Source organism: Geodermatophilus sp. CPCC 205761, assembly GCF_051383655.1.
GTDB lineage: Bacteria > Actinomycetota > Actinomycetes > Mycobacteriales > Geodermatophilaceae > Geodermatophilus.
The window spans coordinates 1-20219 of sequence record NZ_JALPKQ010000007.1 but is presented as its reverse complement, the minus strand read 5'-3'; the positions used below and the strand labels follow the sequence as shown (position 1 = coordinate 20219).

Here is a 20219-nt window from a genome sequence, read left to right as displayed (position 1 = left end):
ACTGGCCGCCGAGCAAGCGCCACCCCCGACGCAAGGAGTGCCTCGCATGCCCATCGCGACCCCAGAGGTCTACGCCGACATGATCAGCCGGGCCAAGGAGGGCGGGTTCGCCTACCCGGCGATCAACTGCACCTCGTCGGAGACGGTCAACGCGGCCCTGCGGGGCTTCGCCGACGCCGGCAGCGACGGCATCATCCAGTTCTCGACCGGTGGGGCGGAGTTCGCCTCGGGCACCAAGGTCAAGGACATGGTCACCGGTGCAGTCGCCCTGGCCGAGTTCGCGCACGTCGTCGCCGAGAAGTACCCGGTCAACGTCGCGCTGCACACCGACCACTGCCCCAAGGACAAGCTCGACTCCTACGTACGCCCGCTGATCGCCCTCTCCAAGGACCGGGTGGACGCCGGCCAGGCGCCGCTGTTCCAGTCGCACATGTGGGACGGCTCGGCGATCGACCTCGCCGAGAACCTCGCGATCGCCGAGGAGCTCATCGAGAAGGCATCCGCGGCCAAGATCGTGCTGGAGGTCGAGATCGGCGTGGTCGGCGGCGAGGAGGACGGCGTCTCGCACGACATCAACGACAAGCTGTACACCGCCGAGGGCGACTTCGTCGCCACCGCCAAGTCGCTCGGCCTGGGGGAGAAGGGCATCTACCTGCTCGCCGCCACCTTCGGCAACGTGCACGGCGTCTACAAGCCCGGCAACGTCAAGCTGCGCCCGGAGATCCTCAAGATGGGCCAGGACGTCGTCGCCCGCGAGTTCGGCCAGGCCGACGGCAGCAAGCCCTTCAACCTGGTGTTCCACGGCGGCTCGGGGTCGGCGCAGGAGGAGATCCGCGAGGCCCTCTCCTACGGCGTCGTGAAGATGAACGTCGACACCGACACCCAGTACGCCTTCACCCGGCCGATCGTCGGGCACATGTTCAGCAACTACGACGGCGTCCTCAAGGTCGACGGCGAGGTCGGCAACAAGAAGGCCTACGACCCGCGCAGCTACCTGAAGGCCGCGGAGACCGGCATGGCCGCCCGCATCGTCCAGGCCTGCGAGGACCTGCTGTCGGCCGGCCAGTCGCAGGGCAACTGATGAGCCACGCGCACCACAACCTGCTCGGCGAGCCGCCGGCCACCCTCCTACCGCCGAACCCGGAGGCCGACGCCGAGCTGGCCGCGGGCACGCCGGCCGCCGAGGTCGCCGCCCACCACCCCACGGTGAGCGCGGCCTGGGCGGCGCTGGCCGAGGAGGCGCTCAACCGCCCCGAGCGCCAGCTGGGCGACACGATCGAGGCCTACGCCTACGCCCGCACCGGCTACCACCGCGGGCTGGACGCGCTGCGCCGCAACGGCTGGAAGGGCTTCGGCCCGGTGCCGTGGTCGCACGAGCCCAACCGCGGGTTCCTGCGCTGCCTGACGGTGCTGGCCCGGGCCGCCGAGGCGATCGGCGAGACCGACGAGCAGGAGCGATGCACCCAGCTGCTGCTCGACAGCGACCCCAACCTGGCGCCCTGACCCCGGCCTGAGGGGCAGAGATGGCCATTTCTGCCCCTCAGCGTGCCGGGGACGTCGGTGCCTCCGGGCAGACTGGGGCACCGTGGAGCACTCACCGGCCGCCGTCGTCGATCGGCTGCGGCCGCTGCTGCTCGCCGTCCACCAGGCCCTGTCGGCCGGTGTCGCGGTCAGCGCGGCCGTCCACGCCGAGCACGGGTGGAACCCCACCGCCGACCGGCACCTGGACCACCAGCTGGTCCGCCGGGAGGCGATGGAGCGGCTCCGGCCCTGGGGCGCCTCACCCGACGAGCTCTCCGACCCGCTGCTGGCCCGGCAGCTGGAGCTCGGCGGCACCGGCACCGACAACCTGGGGCTGCCGATGAGCGGTCTCATCCTGCGCACGCCCACCGACGTCCTGCGGGTGTGGCGCTCCGACGACGGCGAGCTCCCCGCCGCCGCCACCGACGGCCTGCGCGCCTTCTACCGGCAGAGGCCCAGCCGGCAACTGCAGCTCGACCTCGGCGAGCGCCCCGACGCCCCGCGCCCGCACGCGGGCCACCTGGCGTTGCTGTGGGCCGACGCCGGCACCGTCCTCACCCGCTTCGACCTCGTCCGGCCGTGCGGGCACCTCGGCCGCCGGGCCCACGTCGACTGGCACGTGGACCTGCTGGAGCGGCTGATCCACCCCGCGGCGTGATCAGGAACCGGGGGCGCCGGCCGGGTCGACCGGGAGTCGTGAACGATCACCAGGTTGCGGTTTCGTCACGATGTGTGATCGTTCGACGTGCGCGTTCGCCTGCCGCTCGTTACGCTCCGTCCCCGGCGTCCGGCACGGACGCCCCTCACCGGAGGTGCTGCATGGCAACGCTTCTCTGGATCCTCGCCGTCATCCTCGTCATCGCCGGCATCGTCGCGCTCCTGCGCAGGCAGCTGCTCTGGGGCATCGTGCTGATCGTCGTCGGTCTTCTCGTGGGGCCGGGCGGCGTCAGCATCTTCACCTGAACAGGGACCCCGTCCTCCTCACGCCGTGCTCCGCTCGGCGCGAGCCTCGGGACGGGGCCGCTCAGCGCTCGTCGAGCTCCGGGTGCAGCTGCCGCAGCCGGGTGGTGAGCGCGGTCAGCTCGTCACCGCCGGCCATCAGGCGCGTGAGGACGTCGGCGTCGACGTCCTCACGCGTCAGGTCGCCCGCCACGTGCCCGTGCGCGAGCAGCAGGAAGCGGTCGCCGATCAGGTGCGCGTAGCGCGGGTTGTTCGTGACCGCGAGGACCGCCAGCCCCTGGGCGCGGGCGGCCAGCACCGCCCGCCCGACGAGGGTGTGCTGGGCGATCGTCATGGGCGCCGTGGGCTCGTCGACCAACAGTGCGCGGGCACCGAAGTGCAGCGCCCGGGCGATGGCCAGGCTCTGCCGCCCCCCGACCCACAGCGCCGCGGCCGGCTGGTCGGGATCGACCCCCAGCACGCCGACCCGGGCCATGGCCCGCACCGTGGTCTCCCGTGCCGTGGCCAGGTCCAGCCGGCGCAGCGGGCCCGCACCGAGGGTCGGCTCGGCGCCGAGGAAGAAGTTCCGCCACACCGACAGCAGCGGTGCGACGGCGAGGTCCTGCCAGACGGTGGCGATGCCCGCGGCGCGCGCGTCCTTCGGCGACCGGAAGCGCACCGGGCGGCCGTCGAGCAGCAGCTCGCCCTCGTCGTGCCGGCGCAGCCCGGAGAGGACCGAGACCAGCGTGGACTTCCCCGAGCCGTTCTCCCCGAGGACACAGGTGATCTCGCCCGGGCCGAAGGCGGCGCTGACCCGCGCCAGCGCCGGCACGCTGCCGTGGTGGACGCTGACCCCGCGCAGCTCCAGCACCGGGCCGGCCGGCTCGCTCACCACCGCGGCACCGCCCGCAGCCGGCTGCGCACGACGCCGTTGGTCAGCAGCGCCACCAGCAGCAGCACGCCCAGGAACGCCTCGAACCAGCGCGCGTCCCACCCGGCCAGGACGACGCCCTGGCGGGCCACGGCGTAGACCAGCGCGCCCACCGCGGCGCCGACCGCCGAGCCGTAGCCGCCGGTGAGCAGGCAGCCGCCGATGACCGCGACGACGACGAACTCGATCGCCGTCCCGAGTCCGGGGCCGCCCTGGACGCCGCCGATCCGCACCAGGCCGAGCGTGCCGATGAGCCAGCCGGCCGCCGCGGTGCAGCAGAACAGGACGATCGTCGTCCGCCGGTCGGGTACCCCGAGCTCCTGGGCCGCCTGGCGGGCGCCGCCGACGGCGAAGACCGCGTTGCCGAACCGGGTGCGCCACAGCACCCAGGACGCCACCGCGGTGAGCACCAGCCACCAGAGCAGCGCGATCCGGAACCGGCCGTCGCCGACCTGCACCGTGGACCCGAACACCGCGGTCACCGACGACCAGTCCGGGGCCGACCCCAGACCCTCGATGCGCACCGACCCGGTGATCGCCCGGGTGCCGGCCAGCGCCACCCCCTGCAGCACCAGGAAGGTCGCGAGCGTCACCAGGAAGCTGGGCAGCCCGCTGCGGACGACGATCAGGCCGTTGACCACCCCGACCGCCAGCGCCGCGGCCAGCGACGCCACCAGCGCCGGCCAGGCACTCCAGCCGGCCTGCCCGATCAGCAGTCCGGTGACCAGCGCGCTGCCGATGGCGACCATGCCGATCGAGAGGTCGAACTGACCCGACACCAGCAGCAGGGCGACCGCCACGCCGCCGATGCCGAGCAGCGCCGCGGCGTCCAGGACGCTGGCCAGCCCACCGGTGGTGAGCAGCTCGGGCGCCTGCGCCCCGAAGAACGCCACCACCACCGCCAGGCCCGCGAACGCCGCCAGGCTGGGGCGGGCCAGAGCCCGGTCGACCAGCCGACGCCGGGCAGGGGTCAGCGCGGCCGGGTGCGGCCTGAACGAGGGCAGACCGTCGGCGGTCACGGGCCGGGACGGGACGTCGGCAGCGGGGCCTCCTCGGGGAGGGAGGTGCTCAGTGTCCACGAGACGCCCGGCTCCGGCTCCCTCCCGTGTCAGGGCTGCAACCGCCAGCGCACCCGGTCGTCGGCGTACCAGGTCCACCGGCTGACCGGTCGCGGGTAGGGGACGCCGTCCCGGACCACCCGCGCCGGGTCGCAGGCGATCTGCACCGCGCGGCCGGACGTGCGCCGGGCCGGCCGCAGCGGCAGCGTCATGACGACGACGCCCAGGGTGTCCGCCTGCCGCCAGTCGGGCCGGACGTCGATCCGCGTGATCCGCCCGTCGGCGACCTTCACCGCGTCGTTGTGGGCCTGCGCCCCGAACCGCCGGGCCAGCCGACGGCGCTCCTCGCCGGCCGCCTCGAGCCGGCCGTGGTGCAGCAGCACCCCTCCGTGGTCGTCGCGCACCAGGCTCAGCTCCCGTACGTCGCCGGTGCCCACGCCGAGCGCGCGGGCCAGGCCGGTCGAGGAGGTGTCGTCGGCCGGCTCCCACGACACCGGGACCAGCGCGGTGCGACCGGCCTTGTGCAGGACCGCGAGCACCGCCGCCAGCGCCGCCACCGGCCCCTTCACCAGCACCGCGTCCGCCTCGGCCGCCGGCGCGACGGCGTCCCGGGACGGCGCCTGGCCGGGCCCGAGGCCGCGCAGGTCGAACTCGGCGAGCGACATGCGGATACCCTGCCACCTGCCAGCCGGTCATCCGCCGGTGCCGACGCTTGAGGGGATCGACAGCGAGATGCCGGCAGTCGTGCTGATCGGGGCCCAGTGGGGCGACGAGGGCAAGGGGAAGGCCACCGACCTGCTCGGTGGCCGGGTGCCCTACGTGGTGCGGTACCAGGGCGGCAACAACGCCGGCCACACGGTGATCACGCCCGACGGGGAGCGCTACGCCCTGCACCTGATCCCGTCGGGCATCCTCACCCCCGGGTGCACGCCGGTCATCGGCAACGGCGTGGTCGTCGACGCGGAGGTGCTGATCGGTGAGCTGGCCGGCCTGGAGGAGCGGGGGGTGGACACCTCGCGCCTGGTCATCTCCTCGGACGCGCACTTGATCATGCCGCACCACCGGGCCCTCGACAAGGTCACCGAGCGCTTCCTGGGCAAGCGGAAGATCGGCACCACGGGCCGCGGCATCGGCCCGGCGTACGGCGACAAGGTGGCCCGCACCGGCATCCGCGTGCAGGACCTCCTCGACCTGTCGATCCTCCGGCAGAAGCTCGAGGGCACGCTCCAGGAGAAGAACCAGATCCTGGTCAAGGTCTACAACCGCAAGGCGATCGACGTCGACGAGGTCGTCGAGGAGTACGCGGAGTACGCCGAGGCGCTCAAGCACCGGATCATCGACACCCGGCTGCTGCTCGGCAGGGCCCTCGACGCCGGCGAGTGGGTCCTGCTGGAAGGCTCGCAGGGCACGCTGCTCGACGTCGACCACGGCACCTATCCGTTCGTGACGTCGTCGAACCCGACCGCGGGCGGGGCGGCCACCGGCTCGGGCATCGGCCCCACGCGGATCGAGCGGGTGGTCGGCATCCTCAAGGCCTACACGACCCGCGTCGGCTCCGGCCCGTTCCCGACCGAGCTGTTCGACGCCAACGGCGAGTACCTGCGCAAGCAGGGCGGCGAGGTGGGCGTCACCACCGGGCGGGACCGCCGCTGCGGGTGGTTCGACGCCGTCGTGGCCCGCTACGCCAGCCGGGTCAACGGGATCACCGACTACTTCCTCACCAAGCTCGACGTCCTCTCCGGCCTGGAGACGGTGCCGATCTGCGTGGCCTACGACGTGGACGGCGTCCGGCACGACGAGATGCCGATGACCCAGACCGACTTCCACCACGCCACGCCGGTGTACGAGGAGATGCCGGGCTGGTTCGAGGACCTCCGGAACTGCCGCACCTTCGACGAGCTGCCGGCCAACGCGCAGGCCTACGTGCGGCGGCTGGAGGAGCTCTCCGGCGCGCGGGTCAGCGTGATCGGCGTCGGCCCGGGCCGCGACGAGAACGTCGTCGTCCACGACCTCCTGAACTGAACGTCACCTGGTCGTCGGGGTGCGGTCCCGCGCGGTGACCAGCTCCTGACGTGCCCGGAGGCCGATCTCGGGCGCGTCGGTGATCAGCCCGTCGACGCCGAGGGCGAACAGCAGCCGGGCCTCGGTCTGCATGTCGCCGGGGGCGGCGGGGTCCTCCCCGCGGCGCAGGTGGCGGGGCAGGAAGGCGTTCTCGGGGCGCAGCGTCCACGGCACCACCAGCAGCCCGGCCCGGTGCGCCTGGCTGACGAGGGTGGAGACGCCGGTCATCGCCTGGTCGGCGTCGCGCAGCAGGATCCGGTGCCGGCTGGGCGCGATGCCCTGGGCGTAGGTGCTGACCTCGCGCAGCCCGGCCGGGGTCACCATCGCGTCGTCGGCGGCCACGTCGTCGACCAGCTGCAGCATCGTCGGCCCGGCGTCCCCCAGCTCGGCGCGCAGCTCCCGCAGCGCGGCGGCGTCGAAGGACTGCAGCACGACCGTGCCGTCGGGGGTGTCCGCCCCCAGCCGGCGCAGCTCGGCGGCGACGAGGTCGACCATCGGCAGGCCGTGCTCGCCGGCCCAGCGCGGCTTCTTCAGCTCGGCGAGCACGCGGACGGGCCGGGCGGCGGTGGACCGGCGCCGGGCCAGCTCCACGACCTCGGCCAGCGTCAGGACGCCGAACCGCCCGTCGTAGGGCGTGTTCAGCGGGCGCAGCTCGGGCATGCGCTCGACCGCCCGCAGCGTGCGCAGCTCGGCGAGGGTGAAGTCCTCGGCGAACCAGCCGCTGCGCTCGCGCTCCCCGACGACCCGGGTGGTGCGCCGGCCGGCGAACTCGGGCCGGCCGGCGACGTCGGTGGAACGCGACAGCTCGTTCTCGTGCCGGACGACGAGCGCGCCGTCCCGGCTGACGACGACGTCGGGCTCGATGAGCTCGGCGCCGAGGTCGATGGCGAGCTCGTAGCTGCCTGCGGTGTGCTCGGGGCGGTAGGCGGGGGCGCCGCGGTGGCCGACGACGACGGGGCGGCGGAGGCCGGTCGCCGGGTCCACTGCCAGCGACTCGCTCGCGTGCATGTCATTGAGAACACCGCAGCCACCTGAACAGAACGCGAACGTGCGGGTGTGATCCGCGGACAATTCGGACGACAGCGTGCTGACCTGCGCGCCACCATGCGGACGTGACGGATCTCTCACTCCTGGGGTGGACGCCCGAGCGCGCCGGGGAGCTGCCGCCCGACTGCGTCCCGGGGCGGGTCGCCCGCGTGGACCGCGGCCGGCTGACCGTGCTGACCGCCGACGGCGAGCTGCGCGCGCACCCGGGTACCGCGCTGCTCGGGGACACCGGCGCGGCCGTGGGCGACTGGGTGGCCCTGCGCGGCGAGCTGGCCGTGGCGGTGCTGCCCCGCCGGACGGCGTTCACCCGCGTGACCGCGGGCCGGACGTCGGCGGCGCAGGTCGTGGCCGCGAACCTCGACACGGTGCTGGTCGTCGACGCCCTCGCCGGCCCGCAGCGGCTGCGCCGGGTCGAGCGCTACCTCGCGGTCGCGTGGGGCAGCGGGGCGACGCCGGTCGTCGTCCTCACCAAGGCCGACCTGTGCGACGACGTGCCCGCCGCGGTCCAGGAGGTCGCCGAGTCCGCCCTCGGCGTCGACGTGCTGCCGGTCAGCTCGGTGAGCGGGGCCGGCGTGGCGGAGGTCTCCGCCCGCATCGGCCCCGGCCGGACGGCGGCGATGGTCGGCCCCTCCGGCGTCGGGAAGTCCAGCCTGGCCAACGCGCTGCTCGGCGCGGAGCTGATCGCGACGAGCGCGATCCGCGGGAGCGACGGCCGCGGCCGGCACACCACCACCGCCCGCGAGCTGCACCTGCTCCCCGGCGGCGGCCTGCTGGTGGACACCCCGGGCATGCGGGAGCTGGGGCTGGTCGACGACGAGGGCATCGACACCACCTACGCCGACGTCACCGAGCTGGCGCAGCGGTGCCGGTTCCGCGACTGCGGGCACCGCTCGGAGCCCGGCTGCGCCGTCGCCGCCGCGATCGCCGAGGGCCGGCTGGACCCGGCCCGCTACGCCGCCTGGCGCAAGCTCCAGGCCGAGGCGCGGCGGCAGGCGCTGCGCTCGGACGCCCGGGCCCGGGCCGCCGAGCACGCCCGCGTCCGCGCCCTGTACCGCGCCTACCGGGCGCAGCCCAACCGCATGCGGTGAGGGTGGGTAGGGTCGCCGTCCGTGCGCGTGCTCGTGATCGGTTCCGGTGCCCGGGAGCACGCCCTGTGCGTCGCTCTGCGCGACGACCCGGCGGTCACCGCCCTGGCCTGCGCGCCGGGTAACGCCGGCACCCGCACGATCGCCGAGCCGGCCGCGGTCGACGTCGCGGACCCGGTCGCGATCGCCGCGCTGGCCACCGGCTGGGGCGCCGACCTGGTCGTCGTCGGCCCGGAGGTGCCGCTGGTGGCCGGGGCGGCCGACGCGGTCCGGGACGCCGGCATCGCCTGCTTCGGACCGTCCGCCGAGGCGGCCCAGCTCGAGGGCAGCAAGTCCTTCGCCAAGCACGTGATGACCGCCGCGGGTGTGCCGACCGCCCGCTCGTGGCCGGTCGGCGGCCCGGCGGAGCTGGAGACCGCGCTGGACGAGGCGGGGGCGCCGTACGTGGTCAAGGACGACGGCCTGGCCGCGGGCAAGGGCGTCGTCGTCACCACCGACCGGGCCGCCGCCGTCACCCACGGGCACCGAGTCCTCGACGCCGGCGGCGCCGTGCTGGTCGAGGAGTACCTCGACGGCCCCGAGGTGTCGCTGTTCGCCGTCACCGACGGGACGACGGTGCTGCCGCTGGTGCCCGCGCAGGACGCCAAGCGCCGCGACGACGGCGACGCCGGCCCGAACACCGGCGGGATGGGGGCCTACGCGCCGCTGCCGTGGGCGCCGGCCGGGCTGGTCGACGAGGTGCTGGCCACCGTCCTCCAGCCGACCGTCGACGAGATGGCCCGCCGCGGCGAGGCGTTCTCGGGGCTGCTCTATGCCGGCCTCGCGCTGACCTCCCGCGGCCTGCGGGTGGTCGAGTTCAACGCCCGCTTCGGCGACCCCGAGACCCAGGTCGTGCTGCCGCTGCTGGAGACCCCGCTGGCCGGGCTGCTGCACGCCGCCGCCACCGGCACGCTGGCCGACCACCCGCCGCTGCGCTGGCGCGCGGGCGCCGCGGTCACGGTCGTCGTCGCCGCGCCGGGGTACCCCGAGCGGCCGCGCACCGGCGACCCGATCACCGGCGCCGACGGCGCGGGGGTGCTGCACGCGGGCACCACCGCCGACGCGGACGGGACGGTACGGTCCGCGGGCGGGCGGGTGCTGGCGGTGACCGCTGTGGGCGCCGACCTCGCCGCGGCCCGGCAGCTGGCCTACGAGCGGGTGGCCGGCGTCCGGCTGGCCGACGCGCACTGGCGCACCGACATCGCGCTGGCCGCTGTCGAGGGCAGGGTCGCCGTCGGCTGACAGGTCAGGACGTCGCGACTGGCACCGTCCAGGGCACCGCCCCGAGCTTGCGAGGGGTGGGTGGGACGGGGTCCTTCTCCTACTCCACGGTGACGGCCGGGCGCGCCCGGTCGGGGCGCGGCTCGGGTGGCCGCGGCCCGTCGTGCCGCCGGGCCAGGTAGGTGCCGGCCACGTTGGCGCACGCCACGATCGGCACGGCGATGAGCGCGCCGAAGATGCCGGCGATGAGCAGCCCGGCGGCGATCGCCAGGACGACGGCCAGCGGGTGCACGCGGACGGCGCGACCCAGCAGCAGCGGCTGCAGGACGTGCCCCTCCAGCTGCATCACCAGCACGACGACGGCGAGCGTGATCAGCGCGGTGATCGGGCCGTTGGCCACCAGCGCCACCAGCACCGCCACCGTCCCGGCGAGGAACGACCCGATGATCGGGATGAACGCGCCGAGGAACACCAGCGCGGCCAGCGGGATGACCAGTGGCACCTGCAGGATCGCCAGCCCGATGCCGATGCCCACCGCGTCGACCAGCGCGACGGCGACGGTGGCGCGCACGTAGGAGATCAGCGTGCGCCAGGAGCGGCGGGCCGCCTCGTCGATGTAGGCGCGGGCGTCGGCCGGGCACAGCCCCACCAGCCAGAGCCAGATCGACCGGCCGTCCTTGAGGAAGAAGAACAGCGTGAACAGCGCCAGGACGATGCCGGCGAACACCTCGCCGACGGTCGCCGCGGTGGTGATCGCCCCGGAGGTGAGCGTGTCCTGGTTGGCGACGAGCGCCTCCTGGGCGGCCGTCAGCGCCTCGTCGATCTGCCGCTGCGACACCGGGAAGGTGTCGACGACGAAGTCGCGGATCTGGGTGAGGCCCTGGTTCACCTGGTCGGCGAGGTCGGAGAAGCCGGCGGTGAACCGCTCCACGACCAGCGTGATGATCCCGGCGACGACCCCGAGGCCGACGACGAGCATGGCCAGCGCGGCCAGCGACCGGGGCCAGCCGTGCCGAACCAGCGCCGCGGCGCCCGGCTGCAGCAGCGCGGCCAGCAGCAGCGCCACGAACACCGGGACGACGACGACGGCGACGTACGCGGCGGCGTAGAGCAGCACGTAGACGCCGGCGATGACCGCGATCAGCCGCCACGACCAGGACGCGGCGATCCGCAGCCCGGCCGGGACGGCGGCGTCGACGGCGGGGACGCGGTCGGCGCCGGTCAGCCGGCGGACGTGGTGGCCGGTGCGTTGCGGGCGCCCGCCAGGGGGTGGCCCGCTGACGCCGCCGGGGCTGTCGAGGTCGGGAGCACCGGGCTCGGGGCTGCCCAGCGGGGGCCGGTCGGCGGGCTCGTCCCCGGGCGCCTCCTCGCCGGACGGCTCGGGGTCGGCGTCGGCCGGGACGTCGTCGTGGACCAGGATCGCCCGGTCGCCGTCGCGCTCGGGCCAGTGGTACGGGTCGTGCTCCGCGGCGGCGCGGATGCGTTCCCGGGCCCGCGCCACCAGGGAGCCCGCGCGTCGCAGCATCGTGTACCTCCGCCCGGGCTCTGGGGCCCGTCCATGATCACGTTAGCCCTACGGGACACTGTGCCCGTGGTGCGACGAGCTGACCGGTGGCGGGCGGTACCCGCATGATCGAGCGCTACACCCTCCCCGACATGGGACGGGTCTGGAGCGACCAGCACAAGTACGAGCTCTGGTGCCGGGTGGAGACCCTCGTGCTGGAGGCGCACGCCGCGGCCGGGCGGGTGCCCGCCGACGTGGTGGCGCCGGTGCGCGATGCGCCGCCACCCACGCCGGAGCGGGTCGCGGAGATCGAGGAGACGACGCAGCACGACGTCATCGCCTTCCTCACCGCGTGGGCGGACAACACCACGCCCCGGTCGGCGGCCGCCTACGTGCACCACGGCATGACGTCGTCGGACCTGCTGGACACGGCGCTGGCGGTGCAGCTGACCGAGGCGACCGACCTGCTGCTGGCGCGGCTGGACCGGCTGGTGGCCGTGCTGCGCGACCACGGTCTGGAGCACCGGCACACGATCAAGGTCGGCCGGACCCACGGCGTGCACGCCGAGCCCGTCGTGTGGGGCCACCGCGTCGCCGACATCGCCTTCGCCGCGGCCCGCTCCCGCGACCGGCTGCGGGCGGCCCGCGACCGGGTCGGCGTCGTCGCCATCTCCGGCGCGGTCGGCACGTACTCGCTCATCGACCCGTCGGTCGAGGTCGCCGTGGCCGAGGCGCTGTCGCTGCGGCCGGCCGACGCCTCGACGCAGGTCGTCATGCGCGACTCGGTGAGCGAGTGGGTCTCCGCGCTGGCGATCATCGCCACGGTCTGCGAGACCATCGCGCTCGAGGTGCGGCACGGTCAGCGGACCGAGGTGCGGGAGCTGTCGGAGGCCTTCGGCTCCGGCCAGAAGGGCTCCAGCGCCATGCCGCACAAGAAGAACCCGATCCGGTCGGAGCGCATCGCGGGCCTGGCCCGCGTGGTGCGGGCCGCCGTCGTGCCGGTGATGGAGGGCATCCCGCTCTGGCACGAGCGGGACATCTCGCACTCCTCCACCGAGCGGGTCTTCCTGCCCGACGCCGCGATCACCACCGACTACCTGCTGCACCTCACCACCGGCCTGGTGGAGGGCCTGGTGGTGGACGCCGGCCGGATGCGGGCCAACCTGGAGTCGACCGGCGGGCTCATCTACACGTCGTCGGTGCTCCTGGAGGTGGTCGAGGGCGGGCTCTCCCGCGAGGACGCCTACGCGCTGGTGCAGGGCGCGGCCATGGAGACGTGGAACACCGGAACGCCGTTCCGGCAGACCCTCCGCGACCGCGCCGCGGCCTCCGGGGTGACCCTCGACGAGGCCCGGCTGGACGAGATCTGCCGGCCGGAGCGCTACGTGGCCCAGCTTGACCCGCTGTTCGAGCGGCTGGCCGCCCTCACGTGAGCGTGGACCTGCCGCTCGTCGCGCGGGGGAAGGTGCGCGAGATCTACGACGCCGGCCCGGACCGGCTGCTGCTGGTCGCGTCGGACCGGATCTCCGCGTACGACCACGTGCTGCCGACGCCGATCCCGGACAAGGGTCGGGTGCTCACCGCGCTGTCGGTGTGGTGGTTCGAGCAGCTGACGCCGGTCCTGTCGTCGTTCGGGGCCGCGCACCACCTGCTGTCGGCGACCGACGTCCCCGCGGAGGTCGCCGGCCGGGCGATGCTGGTCCGCCGGCTGGAGATGCTCCCGGTCGAGTGCGTGGCCCGCGGCTACCTGTCGGGCTCCGGGACGGTCGAGTACCAGCGGACCGGGTCGATCCGGGACGTCCCGCTGCCCGCCGGGCTGGTGGAGGGCTCGCAGCTGCCCGAGCCCGTGTTCACGCCGTCGACCAAGGCCGAGGTGGGCCAGCACGACGAGGCGATCGACTTCGCCGCCGTCGTCGCAGCGGTGGGCGAGGCCCGCGCCGGCGAGCTGCGCGAGCTGACCCTGGCGCTGTACCGCCGCGGGGCGGAGATCGCGCTGGAGGCCGGCATCGTCCTCGCCGACACCAAGGTCGAGTTCGGCCTGGACGCCGACGGCCGGCTGACCCTCGGGGACGAGGTGCTCACGCCGGACTCGTCCCGCTTCTGGCCGGCGACGCTGTGGTCGCCGGGGGCCGCGCAGCCCTCGTACGACAAGCAGTACGTCCGCGACTGGCTGACCGACTCCGGCTGGGACCGCGTCTCCCCGCCGCCGGAGCTGCCCGCCGACGTCGTCGAGGCGACCCGGGAGCGGTACGTCACCGCCTACGAGCGGCTGACCGGCACGACCTTCCGCTGACGTGGCCGAGACGCGCGCGGGCATCGCGTACCGCTCCGGCGGGTCCGGGGAGGACCTGCTGCTCCTGCTGCACGGGCTGGGCGCCACCGGCGCGGTGTGGGACCGGCTGCTGCCAGTGGTCGAGGCGTCGTGGCCCGGCTCCTGGGCGGTGCCCGACCTGCGAGGGCACGGCCGCTCGGTGGCCGAGCCGCCGTACGGCTACGCGGCGCACGCCGCCGACATGGCGGCGGTGGCGGTCGCGACGGGGGCGTCCCGCGTGACCGTGCTGGGGCACTCGTTCGGCGGCGTCGTCGGCGCGGTGCTGGCCGGCGGCTGGTACGGCGTGGACGTCGCCCGCGTCGTCGCCGTCGGGGTGAAGATCGACTGGACGCCCGAGGAGGAGGCCCGCGCGCGGTCGATGGCCGCCCGCCCGTCGCAGGTCTTCCCGACCGCCGCCGAGGCCGCCGACCGGCACCTGCGGCTGGCCGGCCTCGCCGGGCTGGCGGCACCGGAGGACCCGGTCGCGCGGGCCGGCGTCCGGGAGGTGGACGGCGGGTTCGCCGCGGCGCTCGACCCGCGGGCGTTCGGCGCCGTCGGCCCGCCGGTCGAGCAGGTGCTGGCCCGGGCGGTGGCGCCGCTGCGGCTGGCCGCGGGCGCGGCCGACCCGATGGTCGGCCTCGACGCGATGCGCCGCGTGGACCCCGGCGCGGTGCTGCTCGAGGGCGCCGGCCACAACGCCCACTGGGAGGCCCCCGAGGCGGTCTGGTCGCTGCTCGCCCCGTGACCGTGGGGAGCGTCACCCGCATCGCGGCGAGTGGGCCACGCCACCCCGGTACCCTCGTCCGCGTGTCCCAGGTGGTCGTCGACGTCGTCCTGAAGCCGGAGATCTCCGACCCCCAGGGTCAGGCGGTGCTGGGAGCGCTGGGCCGGCTCGGCCACGACAGCGTGCGCAGCGTCCGCCAGGGCAAGCACTTCGTGCTCGAGGTCGACGGGACGCCCGACGAGGCGGAGCTGCGGCAGATCGCCGAGACGCTGCTGGCCAACCCCGTCATCGAGGACGTCGAGCTGCACCTCCCCACCGACTGAGAGAGATCCTCGTGCGCATCGGTGTCATCACCTTCCCGGGCTCCCTGGACGACGTCGACGCCGCACGCGCGGTGCGGCTGGCCGGCCCCGAGCCGGTCGCGCTCTGGCACGCGTCGCACGACCTGCAGGGGGTCGACGCCGTCGTCCTGCCGGGGGGCTTCTCCTACGGCGACTACCTGCGGGCCGGCGCGATCGCCGCGCGGGCGCCGATGATGCGCGACGTCGTCGACCGCGCGCGCGACGGCATGCCCGTGCTCGGCATCTGCAACGGCTTCCAGGTGCTCTGCGAGGCCGGCCTGCTCCCGGGCGCCCTGACCCGCAACAGCCACCTGCACTTCCGCAACCGCGACCAGGTGCTGCGCATCGAGCGGGCCGACACCGCGTGGACGGCGTCCTACGAGGCCGGCCAGCGGATCGTCGTCCCGGTGAAGAACGGCGAGGGCCGGTACGTCGCCGCGCCGGCGGACCTCGAGCGGCTCGAGGCCGAGGGCCGGGTCGCCGTCCGCTACGTCGACGGCAACCCCAACGGCAGCTCGAACGACATCGCCGGTGTCACCAGCGAGAACGGGCGCGTGGTCGGGCTCATGCCGCACCCGGAGCACGCCGTCGAAGACCTCACCGGCCCGAGCACCGACGGGCTGGGCTTCTTCACCTCCGTGCTGAAGGCGGTCGTGAACGCGTGAACTCCGAAGACGACGCCCGAGCGAGCATCGCAGCGAGCGCCAGCGAGCGAGGAGCGGAACGAGGTCGGAGTCGAGGCGCGGGTGTCGACACCGTCGAGATCGCCGGGAAGAACCCCGACGACGAGCAGCCGTGGGCCGAGCTCGGGCTGAAGTCCGACGAGTACGACCGGATCCGCGGCATCCTCGGCCGCCGGCCCACCACCGCCGAGCTGGCGATGTACTCGGTCATGTGGAGCGAGCACTGCTCCTACAAGAGCTCCAAGGTGCACCTGCGCCGGTTCGGCGACCTGCCGCCCAGCGACGCCCTGCTGGTCGGCATCGGCGAGAACGCCGGCGTGGTCGACGTCGGGGACGGCTACGCGGTCACCTTCAAGGTCGAGTCGCACAACCACCCCAGCTACGTCGAGCCCTACCAGGGCGCGGCCACCGGGGTCGGCGGCATCGTCCGCGACATCCTCACCATGGGCGCGCGGCCGATCGCGGTCATGGACTCGCTGCGCTTCGGCCGGGCCGACGCCCCCGACACCGCCCGCGTGCTGCCCGGGGTCGTGGCCGGCGTCGGCGGCTACGGCAACTGCCTGGGCCTGCCCAACATCGGCGGCGAGCTGCTGTTCGACGACTGCTACGCCGGCAACCCGCTGGTCAACGCGCTGTGCGTCGGCGTGATGAAGCACGAGGACGTCCGGCTGGCCAAGGCCGAGGGCGTCGGCAACAAGGTGATCCTGTTCGGCGCCCGCACCGGCGGCGACGGGATCGGCGGCGTCAGCGTGCTGGCCAGCGAGACCTTCGACGAGGAGGGGCCGGCCAAGCGCCCGAGCGTGCAGGTGGGCGACCCGTTCACCGAGAAGCTGCTCATCGAGGCCTGCCTGGAGATCTTCGCCGCCGACCTCGTCACCGGCATCCAGGACCTCGGCGGCGCCGGGCTCTCCTGCGCCACCAGCGAGCTGGCCAGCGCCGGCACCGGCGGGATGCACGTCGACCTGGACGCCGTCCCGCTGCGCGACTCGACGCTCACCCCGGCCGAGATCCTGATGAGCGAGTCCCAGGAGCGCATGTGCGCGATCGTCGAGCCGGGCAAGGTCGACGCCTTCCTCGCCGTCTGCCGCAAGTGGGACGTGCTCGCGACCGTCATCGGTGAGGTCACCGACGGCGACCGGCTGACCGTCGACTGGCACGGGGAGCGGATCGTCGACGTCCCGCCGCGCACCGTCGCCCACGAGGGCCCGGTCTACGAGCGCCCGATGCAGCGGCCGGCCGACCTCGACGACCTGCAGGCCGACGACCCTGCGGCGCTGCGCCGCCCGCGGACGCCCGACGAGCTCGCCGCGCACTGGCTGGCCGTCGTCGCCAGCCCGGACGGCGCGGACAAGACGTGGGTGACCGAGCAGTACGACCGCTACGTCCGCGGCAACACCGTGCTGGCCCAGCCCGACGACGCCGGCGTGGTCCGCATCGACGAGGAGAGCCACCGCGGCATCGCGCTGGCCCTCGACGGCAACGGCCGCTACGCCCGCCTCGACCCGTACGCCGGCGCGCAGCTCAACCTGGCCGAGGCGTACCGCAACGTCGCCGTCTCCGGCGCGCGGCCGCTGGCGGTCACCAACTGCCTCAACTTCGGCTCGCCGGAGGAGCCCGAGGTCATGTGGCAGTTCGGTGAGGCCGTCCGCGGGCTGGCCGACGCCTGCCGCGACCTGGGCCTGCCGGTCACCGGCGGCAACGTCAGCCTCTACAACCAGACCGGTGACGTGGCGATCAACCCGACGCCGGTCATCGGCGTCCTCGGCGTGCACGAGGACGTCCGCACGCGGGTGCCGACCGGCTGGCGGACGGCGGGGGAGACCGTGCTGCTGCTCGGCGAGACCCGGCCGGAGTTCGGCGGTTCGGCCTGGGCGTCGGTCGTGCACGGCCATCTCGGCGGCCGCCCGCCGGCGGTCGACCTGGCGGCCGAGCGGTCCCTCGGCGAGCTGCTCGCCGCGCTGAGCCGTCAGGGCGTCGTCGGCTCCGCGCACGACCTCGCCGACGGCGGCCTGGCACAGGCGCTGGCCGAGTCGGCCCTGCGGCACGGCGTCGGCGCCCGGCTGGCACTGACCGGAGACGCCTTCACCGCGCTGTTCAGCGAGTCCGCGGCGCGGGCCGTGGTGACGACGGGCGACCCCCACGCGGTGCGGCGGGCCGCCGAGGAGGCCGGGGTGCCGGTCACCGAGCTCGGGACGACGGGCGGCGACGCGCTGCTCGTCGAGGGCGTGGCCGACCTGTCGCTGGCCGAGCTCCGCGCCGCCTGGAGCGCCACCCTCCCGGCGCTGTTCGGCACGCCGGAGGCCACGGTCGGCGCCGTCCCCGCGGGGACCGTCCCCACCAGCTGATGCCCGCCCCCATCTCCGCCGAGGAGCTGCGGGCGGCGCTGGAACCCACGCTGGCGTGGCTGGCGGGCGAGGCGGAGCAGCCGCCGCGGTCGGTGGTCGGCGCGGCGGTGAAGACCACCGCCCGCTGGCTGGCCCAGCAGGTGCCCGGCCGCTCGGTGGAGTTGCGGGTGCCCCCGCACGTCGCCGTCCAGTGCGTGCCCGGTCCACGGCACACCCGGGGGACCCCGCCGAACGTGGTGGAGACCGACGCCGCCACCTGGCTGCGGCTGGCCAGCGGCCGGCTGGACTGGGGCACCGCGGTCGCGGAGGGCCGGCTCACCGCCAGCGGCAACCGTGCCGACCTCTCCCCGCACCTGCCCCTGCCCCCGCTCCGGTAGGGGCAGAAATGGCCATTTCTGCCCCGCCCGGGCTCAGCCGGTGAAGAGGGTGATCGCGGTCTTCACCGTGTTGTAGAGGCCGTACGCCAGCGGGACGCCGACCAGGGCCCAGGCGAGGGCGATCAGCCCGGTCGGGGTGTGCGCCGGCTGCTGGGACGGGGACGGCGACGGGCTCGAGCTCATCGGGTGGCGCTCCGTTCCGGGTTGGCGCGAGCGGTGGCGGGGTCGGCGGCCTTCGGCTCGTGCCAGGTGGCGGCGACCGGCCGGACCAGCAGGTTCGCGACGAACCCGATCGCCAGCAGGCCGACCATGATGAACAGCGCCGGCCGGTAGTTGGCCGCGACCAGCTCGCCGGGCGTGCCCTGGGTGTCCAGGACGCCGTTGACGATGAGCGGCCCCGCGATGCCGGCGGCCGACCACGCGGTGAGCAGCCGGCCGTGGATGGCGCCCACCTGGTAGGTACCGAAGAGGTCGCGCAGGTAGGCCGGGATCGTGGCGAACCCGCCGCCGTAGAAGCTGATGATCACCGCGGCGGTGAGGACGAAGATCCAGGTCGCGGTGCTGCCCAGCGTGGCCAGGATGATGTACAGGACGATGCCGACGCCCAGGTAGATCATGTAGATCGGTTTGCGGCCGATGTAGTCCGACGTCGAGGACCAGACGAACCGGCCGCCCATGTTGAACAGCGACAGCAGGCCCACGAACCCGGCCGCGGCCGTCGCGGCGACGGCCGAGGACCCGTTCTCGCGGAAGAAGTCCTGGATCATCGGTGCGGCCTGCTCGAGGATGCCGATACCCGCGGTGACGTTGCAGAACAGCACGATCCACAGCAGCCAGAACTGCGGCGTCTTGATCGCGTTGTTCGCCGAGACGCTCTCCGTGGTGACCAGCGCCTTCTTCTTCACCGACGCCGGGTCGAAGCCGTCGGGGCGCCAGTCGTCGGCCGGCACCCGCACGATGAACGCGCCGAACATCATGAAGACCAGGTAGACCAGGCCCAGGGTGAGGAAGAGCAGGGCGACGGCGCTGCCGCTGGGCACGGTGCCCGCGCTGCCGTCGTACGCCGGGTCGTAGACGTCCATCAGCTGGCGGGACAGCGGCGAGGCGATGAGCGCGCCGCCGCCGAAGCCCATGATCGCCATACCGGTGGCCAGACCCGGGCGGTCGGGGAACCACTTGATCAGGGTGGAGACCGGGGAGATGTAGCCGATCCCCAGCCCGATGCCGCCCAGGAAGCCGTAGCCGAGGTAGAGCAGCCACAGCTGCTCGGTCGCGATCCCCAGCGATCCGACCAGGAAGCCGGCCACCCAGAAGCAGGCGGAGGTGAACATCGCGGCGCGGGGGCCGTTCTTGTCCACCCAGGTGCCGAACAACGCCGCGGAGACGCCGAGCATGACGATGGCGATCGAGAAGATGATGCCGATCGCGGTCAGGCTCGAGTCGAAGTGCTCGACGAGGGCGGTCTTGTAGACGCTGGTCGCGTAGGCCTGGCCGATGCAGAGGTGCACCGCCAGGGCGGCCGGCGGGATCAACCACCGGTTGAACCCCGGACGGGCCACGATTCTGTCGCGGGCCAGGAAGCTCGGTACTGCCACGGACGGACCTCCGGTCGGGGGGCGTCCCGGGGGTGCCCCGGGCGGGCACGCGCGCAGGGTCACGAACCCGCGCGAACGCTACGTCCAGCTCAGACGTACCGCGCGCCGGCCGAGACCGTTTCGTTGCGAACTCAACGACCGCCCGCGCGGCTTCCGCATGCCGGGAGTCCCCGTGGAGGCCGCGGACGCCCGTTCTAGGCTCGCCGCATGGCCTATGAGGTGAAGGGCGTCGTCGCCCGCAGCAAGGGTGCTCCGGTCACCGTCGAGACGATCATCGTGCCCGACCCCGGGCCGGGTGAGGCGGTCGTCGACGTCCAGGCGTGCGGCGTCTGCCACACCGACCTGCACTACCGCGAGGGCGGGATCAACGACGAGTTCCCGTTCCTGCTCGGCCACGAGGCCGCCGGGACCGTCTCCGCGGTCGGCGCCGGCGTCAC

General features: G+C 74.4%; 22 protein-coding genes. 15 read left to right on the top strand and 7 right to left on the bottom strand.

Annotated features, from left to right (window positions below; translation table 11 throughout):
- Positions 1–46: 46 nt before the first annotated feature.
- The 4 genes from fbaA to MY526_RS05795 all read left to right on the top strand — a co-directional run bounded on the left by fbaA (position 47) and on the right by MY526_RS05795 (position 2484).
- Positions 47–1081, top strand: coding sequence for a class II fructose-bisphosphate aldolase (gene fbaA, locus MY526_RS05810; protein ID WP_436695285.1), 1035 nt, complete (start codon positions 47–49; stop codon positions 1079–1081).
- On the top strand, positions 1081–1503 hold the full coding sequence (locus MY526_RS05805; RefSeq protein WP_436695284.1) for a DUF3151 domain-containing protein: 423 nt from the start codon (positions 1081–1083) through the stop codon (positions 1501–1503). The genes fbaA and MY526_RS05805 overlap by 1 nt, the downstream gene beginning before the upstream one ends.
- Positions 1504–1585: 82 nt before the next feature.
- Positions 1586–2179 carry a hypothetical protein gene (locus tag MY526_RS05800; RefSeq protein WP_436703445.1) on the top strand — a complete coding sequence of 198 codons (594 nt, stop codon included), beginning with the start codon at positions 1586–1588 and terminating at the stop codon, positions 2177–2179.
- A 161-nt stretch (positions 2180–2340) separates the two neighbouring features.
- Entirely contained in the window at positions 2341–2484 is a 144-nt protein-coding gene (locus tag MY526_RS05795) for a GPGG-motif small membrane protein (protein WP_436703444.1), read from the top strand.
- A gap of 61 nt (positions 2485–2545) precedes the next feature.
- Here MY526_RS05795 and MY526_RS05790 read toward each other — a convergent pair whose 3' ends face one another.
- The 3 genes from MY526_RS05790 to MY526_RS05780 all read right to left on the bottom strand — a co-directional run bounded on the left by MY526_RS05790 (position 2546) and on the right by MY526_RS05780 (position 5114).
- Positions 2546–3352: an ATP-binding cassette domain-containing protein gene (locus MY526_RS05790; RefSeq protein WP_436695281.1), complete on the bottom strand. Its 807-nt coding sequence runs from the start codon at positions 3350–3352 to the stop codon at positions 2546–2548.
- A complete protein-coding gene (locus MY526_RS05785) occupies positions 3349–4410 on the bottom strand; it encodes an ABC transporter permease (RefSeq protein WP_436703443.1) in 1062 nt (353 codons plus the stop codon). The genes MY526_RS05790 and MY526_RS05785 overlap by 4 nt, the downstream gene beginning before the upstream one ends.
- Before the next feature lie 89 nt (positions 4411–4499).
- Entirely contained in the window at positions 4500–5114 is a 615-nt protein-coding gene (locus MY526_RS05780) for a hypothetical protein (protein ID WP_436703442.1), read from the bottom strand.
- 67 nt (positions 5115–5181) lie between these two features.
- Here MY526_RS05780 and MY526_RS05775 point away from each other — a divergent pair, with 67 nt between their 5' ends.
- Complete coding sequence (locus tag MY526_RS05775; RefSeq protein ID WP_436703441.1) at positions 5182–6471, top strand: adenylosuccinate synthase; 1290 nt, start codon at positions 5182–5184, stop codon at positions 6469–6471.
- A 3-nt stretch (positions 6472–6474) separates the two neighbouring features.
- Here the strand turns inward: MY526_RS05775 and MY526_RS05770 are convergent, their stop codons facing one another.
- Positions 6475–7518, bottom strand: coding sequence for a glycerophosphodiester phosphodiesterase family protein (locus MY526_RS05770; protein WP_436703440.1), 1044 nt, complete (start codon positions 7516–7518; stop codon positions 6475–6477).
- 104 nt (positions 7519–7622) lie between these two features.
- Here MY526_RS05770 and rsgA point away from each other — a divergent pair, with 104 nt between their 5' ends.
- Together rsgA and purD are read left to right on the top strand one after the other, a co-directional pair.
- Positions 7623–8645 carry a ribosome small subunit-dependent GTPase A gene (gene rsgA, locus MY526_RS05765; RefSeq protein ID WP_436703439.1) on the top strand — a complete coding sequence of 341 codons (1023 nt, stop codon included), beginning with the start codon at positions 7623–7625 and terminating at the stop codon, positions 8643–8645.
- A 21-nt stretch (positions 8646–8666) separates the two neighbouring features.
- Positions 8667–9923 carry a phosphoribosylamine--glycine ligase gene (purD, locus tag MY526_RS05760; RefSeq protein ID WP_436703438.1) on the top strand — a complete coding sequence of 419 codons (1257 nt, stop codon included), beginning with the start codon at positions 8667–8669 and terminating at the stop codon, positions 9921–9923.
- A 79-nt stretch (positions 9924–10002) separates the two neighbouring features.
- Here the strand turns inward: purD and MY526_RS05755 are convergent, their stop codons facing one another.
- Entirely contained in the window at positions 10003–11427 is a 1425-nt protein-coding gene (locus MY526_RS05755; RefSeq protein WP_436703437.1) for an AI-2E family transporter, read from the bottom strand.
- Between the two features lie 86 nt (positions 11428–11513).
- Here MY526_RS05755 and purB point away from each other — a divergent pair, with 86 nt between their 5' ends.
- The 7 genes from purB to MY526_RS05720 all read left to right on the top strand — a co-directional run bounded on the left by purB (position 11514) and on the right by MY526_RS05720 (position 18187).
- A complete protein-coding gene (gene purB, locus MY526_RS05750) occupies positions 11514–12839 on the top strand; it encodes an adenylosuccinate lyase (protein ID WP_436695273.1) in 1326 nt (441 codons plus the stop codon).
- Complete coding sequence (locus MY526_RS05745; RefSeq protein WP_436703436.1) at positions 12836–13699, top strand: phosphoribosylaminoimidazolesuccinocarboxamide synthase; 864 nt, start codon at positions 12836–12838, stop codon at positions 13697–13699. The genes purB and MY526_RS05745 overlap by 4 nt, the downstream gene beginning before the upstream one ends.
- A gap of 1 nt (position 13700) precedes the next feature.
- On the top strand, positions 13701–14462 hold the full coding sequence (locus tag MY526_RS05740; RefSeq protein ID WP_436695271.1) for an alpha/beta fold hydrolase: 762 nt from the start codon (positions 13701–13703) through the stop codon (positions 14460–14462).
- Between the two features lie 62 nt (positions 14463–14524).
- A complete protein-coding gene (gene purS, locus MY526_RS05735) occupies positions 14525–14764 on the top strand; it encodes a phosphoribosylformylglycinamidine synthase subunit PurS (protein WP_436695270.1) in 240 nt (79 codons plus the stop codon).
- Between the two features lie 11 nt (positions 14765–14775).
- Positions 14776–15447, top strand: a complete 672-nt coding sequence (gene purQ, locus MY526_RS05730; RefSeq protein WP_436703435.1) for a phosphoribosylformylglycinamidine synthase subunit PurQ — start codon at positions 14776–14778, stop codon at positions 15445–15447.
- Entirely contained in the window at positions 15444–17810 is a 2367-nt protein-coding gene (gene purL, locus MY526_RS05725; RefSeq protein ID WP_436703434.1) for a phosphoribosylformylglycinamidine synthase subunit PurL, read from the top strand. The genes purQ and purL overlap by 4 nt, the downstream gene beginning before the upstream one ends.
- Entirely contained in the window at positions 17810–18187 is a 378-nt protein-coding gene (locus MY526_RS05720; RefSeq protein ID WP_436695267.1) for a sterol carrier family protein, read from the top strand. Before purL ends, MY526_RS05720 begins: the two co-directional genes overlap by 1 nt.
- A 33-nt stretch (positions 18188–18220) precedes the next feature.
- Here the strand turns inward: MY526_RS05720 and MY526_RS05715 are convergent, their stop codons facing one another.
- Entirely contained in the window at positions 18221–18370 is a 150-nt protein-coding gene (locus MY526_RS05715; RefSeq protein WP_436695266.1) for an MFS transporter small subunit, read from the bottom strand.
- Positions 18367–19782, bottom strand: a complete 1416-nt coding sequence (locus MY526_RS05710) for an OFA family MFS transporter (protein ID WP_436695265.1) — start codon at positions 19780–19782, stop codon at positions 18367–18369. Before MY526_RS05710 ends, MY526_RS05715 begins: the two co-directional genes overlap by 4 nt.
- Before the next feature lie 207 nt (positions 19783–19989).
- On the opposite strand from MY526_RS05710, the gene MY526_RS05705 reads away from it, so the two are divergent.
- The coding region (locus tag MY526_RS05705; protein WP_436703433.1) for an alcohol dehydrogenase catalytic domain-containing protein at positions 19990–20219 on the top strand (230 nt) is incomplete at its 3' end.